This is a genomic window from Sphingobacterium sp. UDSM-2020 (assembly GCF_016132525.1).
GTDB classification, from domain to species: domain Bacteria; phylum Bacteroidota; class Bacteroidia; order Sphingobacteriales; family Sphingobacteriaceae; genus Sphingobacterium; species Sphingobacterium anhuiense.
Genome location: NZ_CP066166.1, coordinates 5531607 through 5550423 on the forward strand (window position 1 = coordinate 5531607; position 18817 = coordinate 5550423).

Annotated in this window: 16 protein-coding genes and 2 tRNA genes; 17 read left to right on the forward strand and 1 reads right to left on the reverse strand. The window is 38.0% G+C overall.

Going from position 1 to position 18817, the window contains the following annotated elements:
- Positions 1–114: 114 nt before the first annotated feature.
- The 7 genes from JAZ75_RS23385 to JAZ75_RS23415 all read left to right on the forward strand — a co-directional run bounded on the left by JAZ75_RS23385 (position 115) and on the right by JAZ75_RS23415 (position 4843).
- A complete protein-coding gene (locus tag JAZ75_RS23385; protein WP_208698925.1) occupies positions 115–612 on the forward strand; it encodes a DinB family protein in 498 nt (165 codons plus the stop codon).
- A gap of 3 nt (positions 613–615) precedes the next feature.
- Positions 616–945, forward strand: coding sequence for a nuclear transport factor 2 family protein (locus JAZ75_RS23390; protein WP_208698927.1), 330 nt, complete (start codon positions 616–618; stop codon positions 943–945).
- A 580-nt stretch (positions 946–1525) separates the two neighbouring features.
- Complete coding sequence (ribB, locus tag JAZ75_RS23395; protein WP_208698929.1) at positions 1526–2182, forward strand: 3,4-dihydroxy-2-butanone-4-phosphate synthase; 657 nt, start codon at positions 1526–1528, stop codon at positions 2180–2182.
- A gap of 43 nt (positions 2183–2225) precedes the next feature.
- Positions 2226–2993 (forward strand): siderophore-interacting protein, encoded by a 768-nt coding sequence (locus JAZ75_RS23400; RefSeq protein WP_208698932.1) that lies wholly within the window; start codon positions 2226–2228, stop codon positions 2991–2993.
- A 76-nt stretch (positions 2994–3069) separates the two neighbouring features.
- Positions 3070–3639, forward strand: coding sequence for a Crp/Fnr family transcriptional regulator (locus JAZ75_RS23405; protein WP_132771120.1), 570 nt, complete (start codon positions 3070–3072; stop codon positions 3637–3639).
- A 73-nt stretch (positions 3640–3712) separates the two neighbouring features.
- Positions 3713–4417 (forward strand): hypothetical protein, encoded by a 705-nt coding sequence (locus tag JAZ75_RS23410; protein ID WP_208698934.1) that lies wholly within the window; start codon positions 3713–3715, stop codon positions 4415–4417.
- A 352-nt stretch (positions 4418–4769) separates the two neighbouring features.
- Positions 4770–4843, forward strand: a tRNA-Arg gene (locus JAZ75_RS23415).
- Between the two features lie 40 nt (positions 4844–4883).
- Here the strand turns inward: JAZ75_RS23415 and JAZ75_RS23420 are convergent.
- Positions 4884–5450, reverse strand: coding sequence for an NADPH-dependent FMN reductase (locus JAZ75_RS23420; protein WP_208698936.1), 567 nt, complete (start codon positions 5448–5450; stop codon positions 4884–4886).
- A 142-nt stretch (positions 5451–5592) separates the two neighbouring features.
- Between JAZ75_RS23420 and JAZ75_RS23425 the strand changes: the two genes are divergently transcribed.
- The 10 genes from JAZ75_RS23425 (at position 5593) to JAZ75_RS23470 (ending at position 18664) form a co-directional block, all read left to right on the forward strand.
- Entirely contained in the window at positions 5593–6462 is an 870-nt protein-coding gene (locus tag JAZ75_RS23425) for an AraC family transcriptional regulator (protein WP_132845586.1), read from the forward strand.
- 494 nt (positions 6463–6956) lie between these two features.
- Complete coding sequence (locus JAZ75_RS23430) at positions 6957–9971, forward strand: SusC/RagA family TonB-linked outer membrane protein (protein ID WP_208698938.1); 3015 nt, start codon at positions 6957–6959, stop codon at positions 9969–9971.
- 51 nt (positions 9972–10022) lie between these two features.
- Positions 10023–11648 carry a RagB/SusD family nutrient uptake outer membrane protein gene (locus JAZ75_RS23435; RefSeq protein WP_208698940.1) on the forward strand — a complete coding sequence of 542 codons (1626 nt, stop codon included), beginning with the start codon at positions 10023–10025 and terminating at the stop codon, positions 11646–11648.
- A 109-nt stretch (positions 11649–11757) separates the two neighbouring features.
- Positions 11758–13575: an aryl-sulfate sulfotransferase gene (locus JAZ75_RS23440; protein ID WP_208698942.1), complete on the forward strand. Its 1818-nt coding sequence runs from the start codon at positions 11758–11760 to the stop codon at positions 13573–13575.
- A gap of 30 nt (positions 13576–13605) precedes the next feature.
- Positions 13606–14790 (forward strand): glycosidase, encoded by a 1185-nt coding sequence (locus JAZ75_RS23445; protein ID WP_208698944.1) that lies wholly within the window; start codon positions 13606–13608, stop codon positions 14788–14790.
- A gap of 280 nt (positions 14791–15070) precedes the next feature.
- On the forward strand, positions 15071–16945 hold the full coding sequence (locus tag JAZ75_RS23450) for a sodium:solute symporter family protein (protein ID WP_208698946.1): 1875 nt from the start codon (positions 15071–15073) through the stop codon (positions 16943–16945).
- Positions 16946–17251: 306 nt separating this feature from the next.
- Positions 17252–17339: transfer RNA gene (locus tag JAZ75_RS23455), tRNA-Ser, on the forward strand.
- 294 nt (positions 17340–17633) lie between these two features.
- Complete coding sequence (locus JAZ75_RS23460) at positions 17634–17933, forward strand: antibiotic biosynthesis monooxygenase family protein (RefSeq protein WP_208698948.1); 300 nt, start codon at positions 17634–17636, stop codon at positions 17931–17933.
- Positions 17930–18268 carry a n-acetylglutamate synthase gene (locus JAZ75_RS23465; protein WP_208698950.1) on the forward strand — a complete coding sequence of 113 codons (339 nt, stop codon included), beginning with the start codon at positions 17930–17932 and terminating at the stop codon, positions 18266–18268. Before JAZ75_RS23460 ends, JAZ75_RS23465 begins: the two co-directional genes overlap by 4 nt.
- Positions 18269–18304: 36 nt before the next feature.
- The gene (locus JAZ75_RS23470) at positions 18305–18664 is read left to right on the forward strand and encodes a DUF4180 domain-containing protein (RefSeq protein ID WP_208698952.1); all 360 of its coding nucleotides are present in this window, start codon (positions 18305–18307) and stop codon (positions 18662–18664) included.
- The last annotated feature ends 153 nt before the right edge of the window (positions 18665–18817 follow it).

Sequence of the window (18817 nt, forward strand, 5' to 3'; positions counted from 1 at the left end):
CACTACTTTCACCTCATTAACAGTAGATTAATAGATGAAATCATTAATTTATAAAACTGTTCATGTTGTTCCTATCATATATTTTGATTCATTTATTATTCTTAAATTTAGGTTATGGAACTAAATAAAGCATTTCAACAAATTACAGAAGATTTCATCTCGCTACTTGATTCTTTAGATGAAAATGAACTGAATACGAAACATAAAGCTGACGATTGGTCGCCTGGACAAATCGGCGATCATATATTGAAGTCTTATGCTTCAGCAGAAGTCATGAACGGGCGTACCGAATCGACTCATCGGAAACCAGATGAAAAGGTAACAACCATTAAAGATACATTTACGGACTTTACAATACGCATGAAATCTCCTCAAGCGATATTGCCTTCTGAAAAACGACTCGACAAACAGCGTTTACTACAAAATCTTCGTGATCGCATTGCCCAGATCGAAACCATAATTAAGGAGAAAAATCTTTCAGATACCTGTATCGATTTTGCCATCCCGGAATATGGTCCATTTACAGTTTTGGAGTGGGCTTGGTTCAATACCTATCATACACAGCGACATGTACATCAGTTAAAAAATGTAATTCAATCAATTAAATCTTAAAATATGACTAATAAAGATCTCATTTTAGCTTATTTTAATTGCTATGAAATAGGTGACCGGAATAGGCTACAAAGCCTGCTGAATGAAGATTTTCAATTCAGTAGTCCTCACGATCCAATGCTTACTAAAGAAGACTATTTCCGAAAGTGCTGGCCATTTCATAAAGAAGCAACTGCATATCACATCGATACCTTCCTGGAAGACAAAAACAGTATTTTTGTCATTTATACCTGCACGACTGATGATGAAAATAAGTTTGAAAATGCCGAATACTTTCAGATCGAAAATGCAAAAATAAAAAAGGTCAGGGTATTCTACGGAACGCTGAATTAGTTAATATTTCTATTAATTTCATCACCCATTACAGTATTCGTTAGCTATACCCTCCTCGCTTAAAATCACCCGCTGATTTTAATCATTGTAAACAGAATATTTTACCCTGTAGCATAAATAAATGCGCAGTGCCATAAGCTTCCATAAATAGTTTTCCTGTCTCATCAGAAGGTTTATCATAACACAGTAAAGTGATACCCCAATATTAAAAGCATATATGTTAATGGAGCCGTTATCCCTATAACTCCTTTCCGCATCAGCTGATGATTAAACAATAATTTTTCCTTTTTTGACTTAAGTCAAAGGTTAAGGTGTGCAATACTTGCAGCTTTGCACTGTAAATAATAATTAAAACAGAAAATTATGAGTGTAACATTAGAAAATGGACTGATCATTACAACGGTTATAAATTGCACTGCTCTTCCTTATGATTAAAGTAGCCGCTCACGTAAAAATATAGCTAGTCCTCTATCCGGGTTAATAGCTGCTGGTTCGATTACCAGACTGTCTATCTTTTTGAAGGAATAAGTTGCATCCTCTCGATGATAACATTAATGATCAATAAAAAATAAGTATAACAATGGAAAATACATTAAAAATGTTTGGTAAAGATGCCAACGAAAGAGTTGAGAATGCTTTAGAGGAACTAAAATCTGGTAAAGGCGTTATCCTCTTAGACGATGAAGATAGAGAAAATGAAGGTGATCTTATTTTCTCGGCAGAAAATATGGACATTCAGGATATGGTGCAGATGATAAGACACTGTAGCGGAGTTGTCTGTCTGTGTCTTACAAATGAAAAGGCTGATGAACTCGATTTACCTTATATGGTCAATGCCAATTCCAGTCTCTTTCAGACTCCTTTTACCGTTTCGATTGATGCTCGCGAAGGTGCAACAACTGGTCTTTCGGCATCTGATAGAATTGCCGCTATTAAAGCGGCATGTGCTGAAAATGCGCAACCTGGAGATTTGGTTCGACCGGGGCATATCTTCCCATTGCGTGCTCACGATTATGGTGTCTTAGGAAGAAATGGTCACACTGAAGGCAGTATCGACCTCATGAAGCTTGCTGGTCTAAAACCAATGTCCGTATTATGTGAACTAATGGAAGATGATGGAACCATGTCGCGTCTGCCACAGATGATCGCCTTTGCTCTAGATCATCATCTAACGATATTATCCATCGCCGATATTATCGAATACCGAAAATTGCAGTTAGTAGCGAATGAATTATAAAGTCTTTTAATACATCAAAAAATCAGCATTAAACAATACCATAATGAGAAAAATACGTTTCGTATTTACCGTTAAACGCAAAGAATTCCTGACACCACATATGATTCGTGTGGTGTTTGGAATCAGTAATGAACAAGCGGTACTTTTAACGCATATAAAGTCCGAATCTAATAATAAAATTTTCATACCGCCTGCCGATAGAAATGTCATTTATTTCCCTGAAAAAGAATCAGAAACAAGACCTGAATTGCTGGCATCAATAAGAACATACACCAATCGCAAAATTGATCTGAAGAAAAAGGAACTGACCATTGATTTTGTCTCCCACGGAGATAATGGACCTGCATCTGCATGGGCATTAAAAGCTAAGCCGGGCGATGCTTTAGGTATCGGTATGAAAGAAAGTATGAAACCCTTAGTGCCCGAAGCCGATTCCTATCTACTTATAGGTGACGCAACAGCATTGCCCGTAATCAGTGCAATTTTAGAAAAATTAAAAACCGGGATTGATGTTAAGGTTATTTTGGAGGTATCTGCTAAAGAAGATCGAATAAATATTCCATCTTCGGCAAATGTAGATATTGACTGGTTATACAACCCGCATCCTGAAAAAGGAAGCAAATTAGCGACTACAGTAAAGACTTTTAAATTCGCAAAGGCAGACCTGCGTAATTATGTGTATTTAGCCGCTGAATATGCTACTGTCAAAGAATTAAGAAACTATTTTAAAACTGACCTAGAGTGGGATCCACAGATGATATACAGCTGCAGCTATTGGAAGTCTGGTGAATCTGAAAGCGCATATCTTTAAAGATACAACACGACAAATAAACAGCGCTACGATCGAGCTTTTATTGGTAAATTTGTCTATCACTGATTTCAAATACATGCAAGAACTATTAGCTTCATATATTAAAAGTAAAATATCCTTAACGGATAAAGATCTAGAGATCATTTTGTCCCATTTTAAGCCGATGAAGCTCAAAAAGAATGAACTCGTACTAACAAATGGACAATCCAGTCAACGGACATTTTTTGTTACACAGGGATGTCTGCGCATTTTCTTTATCAATGAAGAAGGAACCGACTCCACCCGATATTTTGCTTTTGAGAATCAGTTTGCAACAGCATTAGTAAGTTTTATTACTTCCGAACCTTCAGAAGAATTTATTCAGGCTGTTGAAGATTCGGAAGTATATTACATCACACATAAAAGCTTTTATCATCTTCTGGATATCATACCCCTATGGGAAAAATTTTACCGCATATATCTTGAAATTGCTTACGTAACCAATACCAAAAGGTTAATGTCTTTTCTAATGCAGGACGCTTTGGAAAAATATCGGCAGCTCTTAGACGAAAATCCGATTATTGTCCGAAGATTGTCGAATAAGCTTGTCGCTTCCTATCTCAATATTTCCCAGGAGACGCTAAGTAGACTAAAATCAAAAATCTGATCTTCTTTTTTTGACTCAGGTCAATGTTTTAATATATGCTATTGACCAACTTTGTATCACTAATACAAAGACAATGAGCAACCAGGCCCGTACCTTCGAAATATTTTCAGGAATTATTCTTCAGAAGAATAAAATAGCTGAGCATACGTATCATATCAAAATTCAGAGTATGGATTTTTCGCGCATCCACTATATTCCGGGTTTTTCTATTGATATATTTTTATCCAATCCTTATTACAATCCACTGAGCGAAGTGCGAAGATATTCATTCTGGAATTATGAACCGGTCTATCATGTTGCAGACTTTGCCATTAATACCTTTTCCAATGGCAAGGGGGCACAATGGGTTCAAACCGTACAGGAAGGCGATACCATATTTTTCAAAGAACCGTCCAGTGAAATAAGTATGAATGACACAGCAGACCACTACTTTTTAATTGGGGATATTATTGCTTTATCTCATCTATATGAAATAAACAGAGCCTTATCGGTAAGTAAACAAGTAAGTAGTTTTATTTTTGCAGAACATCAAGAAGATATTTTTCCAGATCTCGATCATAGTTTTCCTTTAGAAACGCACATAATTGAATCATTAAATCCGCAGAAAATTATTGAATTGATTTCCCTTAATTTTCCTGAACATAAAACAAATACCATTGCTTACATACTTGGTGATTCTAAAACAGTATCCTATATTTATAATTATTTAAAAGATAATCCAATGTATGACATCAGTACGATTTACATCAAAAGCTTTTGGAACAAAACAATCATTTAACATGTAATAAAGATGATTATAGCAGGTATAAAGAGAGATTTATCAAAATAACAAAATTACCCTACGAAGCTCTGCGACTAGAAGAATAGATTTGAATAGCGAAAGAACTACGATGGCAATGTTACGCGCATATTTAAATTAGATCACAATAAAACTAAAAAAAATCAAGTCAAAATAGCTTTCAAAAGAAAGTAAATAAGCTCAGATGCCACCAATCGACATTTTTTTGTATTTGGACAGAAAAATTAATCAGCTTGAAATGCAATGACTTAATGTTTTTGAGTAAAAAAAAAGTACATAAGTTTTGGAAATATAGATCATTTAAGTACTTTTGCATCACCGAAAGGGAAACGCGCTCATAGCTCAGCTGGATAGAGCATCGGTTTTCTAAACCGACGGTCTCAGGTTCGAATCCTGATGGGCGTACTTAAAATCCTCTTTACTTTTGTAAAGAGGATTTTTTGCTTTATGACTTTTTCACTTGAACATTTCTTTCGATCCACATTTCAAATTTCTCAACAAAGGAGGTTAGAAAATCATGTGTAGAAGTATCTATAAGTTCTCCACTGGCATCAAACAACTTTGCGGCATGGCTGATATACGCTTCCGGTTGTTGTAAAGTGGGCATATTTAAGAATACCAAGGATTGGCGAAGATGATGATTGGCACCGAATGCACCTAATCCTCCCGGGGTACAGCTTATAATGGCCGCAGGCTTACCATCCCACACACTCTTTCCGTATGGTCGTGAACCTACATCCAGTGCATTCTTAAGTACTGCAGGAACCGATCGATTGTATTCGGGAGTGATAAATAATACCGCGTCATAAGGGTTGATTATTTCTCTAAAATTTTGCCAGGCTACAGGTACGTCTTTTTCTAAATCCTCATTGTACAATGGCAATTCTCCAATTTCAATGTCATCAAACTGCATACTGGCTATTTTAAATTGGCCAATAGCTCTTCCTATCTTTTTATTGAAAGATTCCTTTCTTAAACTTCCAACGATGAGTGCAACTTTAAATGGTTTCATAAATGATCATTTGTTTCTTTAATAACGTACAACAGTAGCTTTTGGTTTGCATATAATTCGCTGATTTGTCATGACACAACATGATTTCTAAGTTTAAAAATCATTACATTAGCGAACCATTAAACCAAATATTTTAAGCATTATGATGTCAGATATCTATAGAGAAAAATCACCTTTATCAGAGCAGGATTGTTTCGTAGTATTCGACCGCAGAAAATCATCTTTTACCTTTCCTGTACATATACATCCGGAGTATGAACTGAATTATGTAGAAGGAGCATCTGGAGCACAACGGATCATTGGAGATTCCATTGAAACCATCGGTCACAAAGATTTAGTTCTTATTGCCAATCCGGAATTAAAACACGCATGGAAGGATGGGGAATGCACATCAACAGACATTCACGAAATCACCTTACAATTTCACCCCTCGCTGGTTGAACAGATCTTAGACAAAAAGCAATTTCAAAGCATACAGGAATTATTTAACAGGGCATCCAAAGGAGTTCACTTTGGCACCGCAACTATTGAGAAGGTGCTTCCCTTACTACGCATTTTGACCATGGAAAAAGATGGCTTTTACGCGGTAATGAAACTCTTTATCCTGCTATATGAATTATCCAAAGGAGAAGACCTCAGAGAACTTTCTAGTTCCACAAAAATGGGTATGACCCCAAATGAAATACTCCTACAAAGACTACAGAATTACATTTCTAACAATGTTAGTCACATGATTCGACTACCGGAAGCTGCCAATACGCTTAATATGAGCCGGTCTACATTTGCTAGATTTATAAAATGCCACACGGACATGAATTTCACAGATTACCTGCTCGATTTCCGAATTAATCTGGCCACACGAAAGCTAAAAGAACAAACATCCATCGCAGACGTTGTGAATCTCTGCGGATTTAATAGCATTTCCTATTTTTATAGAGTCTTTAAAAAAGCTAAAGGGGTTACACCCGCAGAATTTAGGGACAACTGTAAAAATCATCAGCTCATTATCTAACAACAACCTAGAAACATAGTTCTGATCATCGAACGATCATCTCCCACATTCCATTGCATACCTGATTCAAAATAGGGTTTATTATGATATAAGCCCTATTAAATAGCCTCCCCCCTTCCGCGCCTTTCCACCAAAGAGCTTAAAATTCAAATAATTTGAGTGTAGAGTGCAAGAGTCAAAAAGACAAAAAGCACATAACCGACTAAATATTAACTCATTAATACTTTTCAAACTCTTAGAAGAATAGTTTTAAAAATGAAGCATAAATAGACCAAAACCCGTTCTATTCGGTTATTTATTCCTCCTTTCTCCCCAATTTATATAAACAAAGAATAAATAGTTCAATCAACTTGAATCTATTGTACAATTTACCAATTGTGTTTTACCGTAGTTTAGCCCCCACTGATTACTAATAAACCAATTAGCAGCTTAAGGATAAATCATTTTACCCTTAAATCCGCCAACATGACAAACAACTAATTATCAACAAGAATATGAGAAAAACCATATTACTATCACTACTTTGCAGCTCTAGCCTATTTGCATGGGCACAGCAGGCTATTCCAGTTAAAGGAACAGTAAAAGACAAAGAAAATAATCCAATTGTCGGAGCAACAATTGTTGTGAAAGGAACCACAGATGGCACAAAGACCGATCAAAACGGTAATTTTTCGATCAGTGTTCCTACTGGAAAACTTCTCCTCATTACCTATGTAGGTATGCAGCGTGCAGAAGTACCGATTAAAGACAATTCGTTTATCAATCTAAGCCTCGTAAGTGACAGCCAACTGGATGAAGTAGTCGTTATCGGCTACGGAACGGTAAAAAAACGAGATCTAACGGGAGCCGTAGCCACTGTTACGGGTAAAGATTTACAGTCTAACCTTGCAAAAAGTGCTTCAGGTGCTTTGCAGGGCCGTATAGCCGGCGTAAGTGTTTCCAATGCTGGTGGCACACCTGGAGCGGGCATGAGTATCAATATTCGCGGTCTAAGCTCCATGGGAAACAATACACCATTATATGTCGTAGACGGTGTATTCAGTGATATTAACCTGGTAGACCCTAACGATATTGCATCATTAGATGTGTTAAAAGATGCTTCTGCTGCTGCAATCTACGGTTCTCGTGCTGCAAATGGTGTGGTAATAATCACAACTAAAGGTGGAAAAAGAGCTTCACCTGCTACACTTGGAATAAACGCCTACACAGGTATACAGAGTCTTCCAAAAAAAATGGACCTGATGGATGGACCACAATGGAAAAAATTTCAAAAAGAAAATAAATATCTCCCAACACAAGCTGAAAGTTTCAATGCCAATACCGACTGGCAGGATGAGGTATTTGACACTGCTCCTATTAATAAGATCAATGTCGATATTTCTGGAGGTGGCGAACGATCGACATATAGTGTATCTGCGGGCTACCTGAATCAAGAAGGGATCCTAAAAACAACGGGTTACAAAGCATTCAATGTTCGTTCAAAGAATACATTTAATTTTTTTAATGATCACCTCCGCATCGGAAATACGTTTCTATTAAAATCAGGTGATCGGAAATATTCGGATTTGACCATTACTGATATCCTTCGCCAAAATCCTTTGCTACCGATCTATGATGAAAATACGCTGGGTGGTTATGCGACCTATGCACCCTGGATGAAAAATTTAGAAAATCCTGTAGGCTATCTAAATCTATACAATAAACATGTTTATCAAACAGATATCATGCTTAATGGTTATGCTGAAGCAGATCTGTTTATAAAGGGCTTAAAATATAGGTTAAACGTTGGGATCAATAGAACTTCTGGAAGAAATTACAACAAGAATGAAGCTTACACCTATGGTACAGCCAAGAATCAATCTTCACTCAATGAAAACGCTTTCTTCAACAATCAATGGTTGATCGAAAATACCATTCACTATGACAATACTTTTGATAAGCATACGATTTCCGCATTAGCGGGTTATTCATCACAGGAAAACTCCAATCGGGGGTTTGGTGCTGGCCGAAAGGATATTCCGATAGGAACTGACGTAATTGGTGCAGGTTCACCAGCCGAACAGTCCACCTCCGGAAATTTAAATGAAGCCGCTTTAATATCTCAATTTGGCCGATTAATGTATAGCTACGATAGCCGGTACCTGTTCACAGCCACAGTACGTCGAGATGGTTCATCCAAATTTGCCAGCGGACAGCGATACGGCGTATTTCCTTCTGTTGCCCTTGGCTGGAATATCATGAACGAAGGTTTCTTTGAAAGCGCTAAAAATACAGTGAATGATTTCAAACTGAGAGCGAGTTATGGCCGATTGGGGAATCAGGAAATCGGTGATTATACAACACAAAATGTAACTACCTACGGTATCAATTATATACAGGGTGGTATGTGGTGGCAGGGTGCTATCCCCGGTAACAGCTGGGTATCGCCTCGGAATTTAACCTGGGAAGAGACTGAAACCAGCAATATCGGTTTAGATCTAGCCTTTTTGCAAAGCAAATTGAACATCAGTGCCGACTATTATATCCGGGATACAAAAAATATTCTTTTAGGAATTAATCAGCCACCTTCTACAGGACTTAGTGGTACACCCACCATGAATGCGGGTACAATCAGAAACAAGGGTTTTGAGTTTTCGGCAACGTTTAAAGATGCTATTGGAGATGTAAATTATAACATCGGCATCAATGCATCTACCGTGAAAAATGAAGTAAAAGCTGTCACAGTGGGTGGCAAACAAGAATTTGAAGGTTATAACCCACAGGGCGAAGGTACTGTATCATGGGCAAAAGTTGGTTATCCTATTGGCGGATTTTGGGCGATAGAAACCAACGGACTCTTCCAGTCGGATACCGAAGCACAAAATTACAAAACCGCAAACGGCACAGTAATCCAGCCCAATGCAATGGCAGGGGATATTAAATTTGTCGATTTTAATGGAGATGGACACATTGATAATAATGACCGCCAATACATGGGCAGTCCTTTCCCTAAGCTTGCGTATGGTATTCGAGGAGGCCTAGATTTTAAAGGAGTTGATTTTGCTTTTTTCTTTGATGGCATGTATGGCAACAAGATCTATAATTACACGCGCGCCCGTATGGAGCAAACCAATGAGGTAAACAACCACTCGGCACGCATCTTAGATTCCTGGACCCCAACAAATACGGATACCGATATTCCGCGCTATACAAGAGAAGATCCTAATGACAATAAGCGTCGAGTTAGTGACCGTTGGATAGAGAGTGGTGCTTTCTTCCGTCTTAAAACCATCGAATTGGGTTACACATTGCCTACACACTGGCTGAGCAAAGCTACATTGAAAAACGGTCGTATATTTTTGGCTGCAGACAACCTGTTTACCGTAACAAAATATAAAGGTTATACACCCGATCTTGGACAAAGTAATGGTGACAATGGAGCTCCGTCGGGTGTACTAACAGCTGGTACAGATCATGGACGTTTTCCGCTGGCACGTACCATTATGTTCGGTATACAAGCTAACTTTTAATGGATAGACGACTTTTAAACAACAACCTTTAATTTCCTAAATACGATATACATGAAAATTTCAATCATAAAATGTTCGATCGTGGCAACCCTTCTTCTGTCGCTAGGGGGCTGTAAATCTGACTTTCTAGACCGCATCAATCCCAACAAACCAGTTGAAGATATCTTCTGGGTCAATGAGGGAGATGCCCAGGCAGCCATGGCTACCATCTACTCACCTATTCGCTCGCAGATGAGCGGATATTATGGTGCCTATAGTGGCTATCAAACGATGAACAGAGCAGATGATGTATGGTTCCTCGCTGGTGAAGAACCATTTACCTGGGAATATATTAACTTCTTAAACTCTGCTGGGACCTCTGCGAGTGACTTTGGCAGTTTGTATAGTGGTATAAACCGGGCTAATGTGTTTTTTCAAAACATATCCAAGGTTCCAATGGATGAAAATAAAAAGAAAGAACTAAGTGCTGAAGCAAGCTTCTTGCGGGGAATGTATTACTTTTTATTGGCGGCTAATTATGGCGATGTACCTCTGTTGCTAATTCCAGCTGGTGATGATCCAGAAGGAACTAATAAACCGGCTTCTCCAGAAGCTGAAGTATGGAAACAGGTCATAACTGATTTTAAAGCAGCCAAAGACAATCTTCCTGTAACCAGACCTGCCGCCGAAGCGGGACGAGTAACAAAAGGTGCGGCAATTGCTTATCTTGGTAAAGCCCTTGTTTACACCAAGCAATATGCACAGGCTGAAACAGAGTTAAAAGCCTTGCTAACCGCACCATACACGTATGATCTGGTTGAAAATTTTGAAGATAACTTTAAAGATAATACCAAGTTAAATAAAGAATCAATCTGGGAACTGGTATATGACAGCAAATTTGGATCAGATGGTCCTTGGGGACAAGAATCGCCAAACAGCCCACAAGGATTTGTTCTGCCAAATTTTGCCGGACCTGATGGCACCGGAGCTTGGTTCAAATTAATGCCAGGTGCTTCTGTCGTGTCAAGCTTTATTGCAGAAGAGCGTCCGGCGGGATCAGACACACGTTTTGACAAAAGGATGTATACCAGCTTTTTTTGGAAATATTCCGATTATGAAACCGGTCTGACAGATGGTGCCTGGTTCGGAAATCAACCTTTTGATCTGATGTGGAGCAATGCAAGCAGCAAAAGACAACGTGGCGAACCGGTGTATCCAACGATTAGCAATAAACCGGGGCGCTTTCTAATCAAAAAATACACGAACTTTTTCTTAAATGCAGCTGGCTCGAACAGCATGTATGATGCAACAAATCGAAATAACAATTTTCGCGTATTCCGATTTGCTGAAGTATTATTATTGCATGCAGAGGCCTGTGCAAAGAATGGGAACTTGATCGATGCAGCCAAGTCGCTGACACGCGTCCGTAGTAGAGCTGGTTTGGGGACAAAAAACTGGACCGGTGAAAACGAACTGATGAAGGAGATCATCAAACAAAATGAACTCGAGTTTTTCTTTGAAGGCCATCGTTTCTTTGACTTAAAACGCTTGTATACTCCAGCCGAAATGAAACAGATCCTGATAACAAATAAAAAACAAGGAGCCAATAATTTTCAACCAAAACATTATTACCTGCCTATTCCGGAATCGGAGATGAATACAAATACAAAAATACAGCAACATCCATTATGGAGATAAGATAGTCAAAAGTAGCTCACAATAAAGTAACCACAGTTTTCTAGCGAACACAGGAACGTCTTCGCTAGAAAACTTAAAAAAAATTCTTCCAGCTTGAAAAATACGATACATGATGGTAACAGGTAGAACACAAAATAACATAGCAAATAAGATCCTAATAATAATCCTCCTGGTCATACTGCTCCCCTCTTGTGCTAAAGATAAAGCTACACCTATAATAATAGCGTCACAGCAGTCACTAAGTTCTAAAATCGATGCCGGTGAGTTACTGATCAATATTTCTAAAAATGAAGATTATATCTTCACTTTTGAAAAGGAGACACTACGGATTCCATTGCAGGATATTTCCAAGATTGAAGCTGAACTTGATCGCTGGCGCACCAAGATTATCTTCCGCGACGGTTCAGAGCTTATTGTACCGACCAAAGGTACTGAACTTGATTATATCGTTGAAAAGATAAAACTCAACCCCTCTGGATACAATCCTTTAGCGGCTTTAGTCGATGTATGGTTGCCAACCTACGGTAGAATAAAAGTAACGGTAAAGGGCAAAAACAGCTCAATCGGAACAATAACACATTTATGTCAGGAAAATGCAATCCGCCAAAGCGTACCTATTCTGGGTCTTTATCCTGACCATGACAATCTGGTTGATCTTACTTATACCGATATGGAAGGTAAGGAACGAGGCAGTACCCAGATACATATACGTACAGCAGCGATTTCACTTGCTGACTTTCCGAAATGGAAAAAAATGAAAGCACTACCCGAAAAAATGGAACCTGGAATGAATTTAATTAACTATCCGGGTATGAGTGAAGCGGATGTATCCCTACCTTATATGTTAGATAGCGAAGGAGAATTACGCTGGCTATTGCTTCTTAAATCATCTCCAGATTTACAGAAACTTTCGACCTCTATCGGGCTCAAACGGACTAAAAAAGGAACTTTTATTGCAGGTGATCAAGCACAGGCACGTGTGGTGGAAATCGATATGTTTGGTAATTTAAAGCGTCAGTGGGATCTTCAAAAACTAGGATATGGATTTCATCATGAAATTACGGAATCGAACAACGGGAACTTCTTAATTACAGTGACAAAAACTGGTGCGCGCCTGCGAAATGGTGAACCACGCGTCAATGACCACATTATCGAGTTAAATCCCGAAAGTGGTACGCTAGTAACCGAATGGGATCTTGCTCATCAGCTCGATACTTCCCGCTACATAAAACCAGATGGTATTACTCCGCCCCTTTTCTCGCAGACACCCAACAACTGGGCCCACAATAATGCTATAGGCGAAATAGGCAATGATTTATTAGCCACGCTACGCTACCAGGGAATTGTAAGTTTTAATCATTCCGGAAGTCTTCGCTGGATCATATCACCTCACAAATTATGGAAAAGCCAATATCAAGCTCTGTTATTAAATCCTATTGCTGAAGACGGCACTCCGGTTACAGACCCCGCAGTTATCAATGGCGACGCACAAATCGACGGCTTTGACTGGCCATGGGGGCCTCATACTCCGGTAGCTATTGCCAATGACCGCATACTGGTATTTGACAATGGTTATGACCGTAATTGGATATCAAACTCCATCCCCTCTAGAACGAATTATAGTCGTATAGTGGAGTACAAAATTGATGTTGCCAACAAAACTGTGCAGCAACTTTGGTCCTATGGTAAGGAACGCGGTGCTAAGGGATTTTCTCTTGCCGTGTCAGGAGTACAATACCTGAAACAAACCGGAAATGTCCTGTTCTGTCCCGGCATGGGTGTGTCCACCTCATTGGGAACAGGGGGCCGCATCATGGAAATAAACCCAAAGACTAAAGAAATACTATTTGAACTTGAAATCGCGGCCAACAGTGGCTTCGCCTTCCACCGTGTAACCCGCATGCCTTTATACCCGGAGAACTACTAAATTGAAAATACTTCTAGATTTTACTGCCTGATGTCGACTATATTTGAAAACCAAAAGAAACAAGTAGCTGAATACCATGAATCTTTACTTAACCGACCCAATTATTGCATTCCTTCATCAAATGGTATTATACAGCGTTGTGAAAATCCAGTAATTACAAAAGATCATATTCCTTTGCATTGGCGTTATGATTTTAATCCACAGACGAATCCCTTTTTTTTAGAACGCATAGGTTTTAACTCGACTATGAATGCGGGTGCACTCTACTGGAAAGAAAAATATCTCCTTTTTATCCGTGTCGAGGGCACAGATAGAAAATCTTTTTTTGCAATTGCTGAAAGTAAAAATGGTCTTGACAACTTTCGCTTCTGGGATCGTCCGATCGCTGTGCCAGATACCGATCCTGACGAAACAAATATTTATGATATACGACTCACTGTTCATGAAGATGGCTGGGTTTACGGAGTCTTCTGCAGTGAAAAATTAGACCCTAACGCAACACCAGGTGATCTCTCAAGTGCTCTTGCTTCTGCAGGCATTATACGTTCAAAAGACCTGATCCACTGGGAACGTCTCCCCAATCTGAGTGCTTCCAGTCAGCAACGTAATGTTGTGCTTCATCCGGAGTTTATCGATGGAAAATATGCACTTTACACAAGACCTCAAGATGATTTTATCCTGGCCAAAAGTGGTGGCGGAATTGGATGGACATTGATAGATGATATCGCTAATGCTATAATACAAGAAGAAAAGATCGTCAATTTCAGACATTACCATACGATCAAGGAAGTTAAAAATGGAGAAGGTCCACCTCCTATTAAAACGACTAAAGGCTGGTTGCATTTAGCCCATGGTGTGCGTAAAACCGCAGCGGGTCTAAGATACGTTTTATACCTCTACCTCACCGACCTGCAAGACCCCAGTCTATTGATTGCGGAGCCAGGTGGATATCTGCTAGCCCCTCAAAAAGATGAAAGAATTGGAGATGTGTCCAATGTTTTATTTTCAAATGGATGGATTGCAAAAGATGATGGAACTGTTTATATATACTATGCATCCAGTGATACACGGATGCATGTTGCCATATCAGATATTGACAGACTACTGGATTACTGTCTTCATACACCAAAAGATGATTTTAGATCATTGGAATCTGTAAAAAAAATAAATCAGCTGATCGACAAAAACCACGCTTACCTCGCTAAAATGATCTAAAAGAAATTTCAAGCCATCGGCCAGGAAACATCAATTTTTTCTTAAAGCCGTCATGAGTTCTCATAATTTTAGGAATTCATGATGGCTTTATCTCAAGGATACACTCATTAATTTCTTTAAAGTCCTCATCTGCTTATACTAAATTGTCCTGATAACGATGTATATGTTAACATCCCTATCGCTGAAAACGGGATAAGGAATAGTAGAAAAAAAATGTATATTTGGTTACCGAAGAAACCAATTTACAAATCAATCACTAGAAAGGAATAGTTAATATTCAATGAAGCTCCAACTCATAGATATACTTATAATAGTCGTCTATCTCATCGCTATGATCGTTATCGGCTTATTATTAAAAAAAAGAGCCTCAAAAAATCTGGACTCCTATTTTCTTGGAGGCAAAAAACTTCCTTTCTACATGCTTGGTCTATCGGATGCCTCTGGCATGTTTGATATTTCGGGAACCATGTGGATGGTCTATCTTGCATTTGTTTATGGTTTTAAAAGCCTTTGGATCCCTTGGCTATGGCCCGTTTTCAATCAGGTATTTTTAATGATATACCTTTCAGTATGGTTACGGCGTTCCAATGTACTAACGGGAGCTGAATGGATCCGAACACGCTTCGGCTATGGACGAGGAGCCAACCTGTCCCATACAATAGTAATCTTATATGCAATAATTGGGGTGCTTGGATTTCTTAGCTATGGTTTCATCGGAATCGGAAAATTCATGGAAGTATTTTTTCCTTGGGAGTATATCTCTCCCTATGTTCCCATTCATCTGGAACCAGAATCTGTCGCCAAAGTTTACGGCATATTTTTTACGACTATTGCAACCTCTTATGTGATGCTTGGAGGCATGCATAGCATTGTTTGGGCCGACGTTGTCCAATTCAGCATCATGACCATTTCAGGAATCATCATTGCGTCAATAGCCATGAATAAAGTAAGTCCGGAAATGCTTGCAGCACATACACCCAAAGGGTGGGACTCTCCTTTTTTTGGATGGAAATTGGATCTTGATTGGGAGGATTTAATACCCTCTATCATGACTAAAATTCAAGAAGATCAATATAGCTTGTTTACGATATTTGTTATGATGATGCTTTTCAAGGGAGTATTTATGAGTATGGCAGGACCAGCAGCTAACTATGATATGCAAAAAATACTTGCCTGTCGCAGTCCAAGAGAAGCCGCACTCATGAGTGGCTCGGTATCGGTCATTTTATTAATTCCCAGATACTTGATGATCATGGGTTTTACAGTACTTGCACTTGTATTTTTTAGTGACGAATTTAAGACAATGGGAAATAATATTGACTTTGAAACCATTCTTCCTAAAGCGATCAATGAATTTGCATACGTAGGGCTCGTAGGTATTTTGCTAGCAGGATTGCTCGCTGCTTTTATGTCTACATTTGCCTCCACTGTAAATGCTGCTCAAGCATATCTGGTAAATGATGTTTTTCTAAAATACATCCACACAAAAGCATCCTCCAAAACTCAAATTAGAGCAAGCTATATCATATCCGTACTGGTTGTTGTTGTCAGCACCATAATTGGCCTTTATCTGCACAATATCAATTCTATTTTACAATGGATCGTCTCTGCATTGTATGGCGGATACATCGCTGCTAATGTTTTAAAATGGCATTGGTGGAGATTTAATGGCAATGGCTTCTTTTCAGGTATGTTTACAGGAATTGTAGCTGCAATGGTGGCGCCCTTGTTTTTTCCAGACATATTGCCTTTGTATTATTTTCCGATATTAATGTGTATTTCGTTGATTGGCTGTATAGCAGGCACATTACTATCCAAACCTACAGAAGATAAAACGCTCATAGACTTCTACATTAAAGTACGTCCGTGGGGTTTCTGGGATCCAATTATAAAAAAAGCACAAGCCCAATATCCCGATTTAAAGCAAAACAAAAATTTCAAACGTGATATGTTCAATATTGTTATCGGTATTGTCTGGCAGTGTTCTTTGACATTAATACCGATGTATATTGTTGTTCAACAAGGATTTCCATTAATAACTAGTATATTGGTTCTAAGTATTACCTCGTTAATATTAAAGAAAAATTGGTACGACAAAATGAATATAGAAGAGAAAGAATACGATGCATTTATGAAAAAGAATTTCACACCATAAAAAACTGAAGATTTTGCCCTCCATACAACTCCTTTTTCATAATAGATCCAATATGAAATATAGTTCAAAACGGAAAATGTATATCTAAAACAATCGAAATATGGCTTCTGGAACACGGTATTATCAGATTTTGGAAATACAAGTGATGTTTGTTTTATCGAAAACATCGATCTCTTTATCATAAAACAAAAAACTAATAAAAATTAAGACACTTAAAATCAGCAAAATCACTGTTCAAAATCTATTTTTACCTTTATTTTTTTAAAATAAATTTGGTAGGAATGTTAAAATTCGTACTTTTGTCGCGGAGAGCTGGCAGAGTGGTCGAATGCGGCAGTCTTGAAAACTGTTGACTGTCATAGGTCCGGGGGTTCGAATCCCTCGCTCTCCGCCAAAAAACAAAAGCCCAAAGTAATTTGGGCTTTTGTTTTTTATGATATTTTGCAAGCTTTTTTATATTACTATATTCTATAGGGATGCCTCTTCCTGGGATCATAAAATAATCCGCCACACTTTCCAAATATTAAAAACGATCGGTATCGAAAGAACAAGCATACTTTATTCTATCAAAGATTCTTTAAATTGCAAGATAAAGAAATCTAGGATTTCAACTTTTTTATTTTTTGGAAAATGGAATTAAAGACAATTTGAAATTGTTTTAATTTCCACTGATAATTTAAACAAACCGATGATATTAGAATTAGCGATATTACATGTAAAAGCAGGTAAGCAGCTTGCATTTGAAAATGATTTCATCACAGCCAGCCAATATATTGCAGCTATTGACGGCTATATAAGGCATTCACTAAAAAAATGTATCGAGGTAGAAAACCAGTATGTACTTCTAGTGGAGTGGAGTTCTTTAGAAGCACATGAAATTGGATTCCACCAGTCTCCGCAATATTTAAAATGGAAAGAGCTGCTTCACGACTATTATGATCCCTTTCCTCAAGTTTTTCATTACGGAGATTTACCTCAAAAAATATGATAAATTATAATAACAAACGTTTTTCTGCTGTAAACAATAGCAATAATGGAGAAACATCCCATGAAACAGTTTTCCACTATAAACAGCTTGACTCTATTGTAACAGCTCAATATAACGGAGGTAAAATCATCCATGGTCAATTGATTGGTCTCGTGAATGAGCAGGGGGAAATTGATATGCGCTATCAACAGGTGAATAAAGAAGGAAAATTAATGACTGGAATCTGTAAATCTAAACCTGAAATCTTACCGAATGGAAAGATAAGATTACATGAACGCTGGCAATGGACTTCGGGAGACCTATCTTTAGGGCAGTCTATTATTGAAGAATTGTAAACCATATCTTGAATACCAATACTAAAACAATAAATAATGAATTTCACGTTCCACCAGATCAATCACATTAAAGTAGCAGAATTAATTTCCGAGGCTGTAGTCATAAAAACGGCAGATGATGCCGTAGATTTAATAGGAAATCTATATTATGAGGATCTCTCTAAAGTAATCGTACACGAAAAAAATTTGATATCAGATTTTTTTGATCTCAAAAATAAAATCGCAGGAGAGGTATTGCAAAAGTTTTCTAATTACCGCATGCAAATCATTATCGTAGGTGATTTTTCAAAATTCACTTCCAAAAGCATAATTGATTTCATATATGAAAGTAATAAAGGAAGACAGGTTAATTTTGTAAAAACACTAGAGGAGGCACTATCACTTCTTGCAAAATAAAAAGCATGAAGGAGTGATTTCGAACTTTCACTGGCAATGCAAGTATTATTCATAAGCTTGAATGAAGCATAAAATTTAAATTTTCTGTTTTTTTAAAAAAAACTGCTTCAGCAACAAAACTGTTAGATATGAAAAAAACACCACCTAATATTT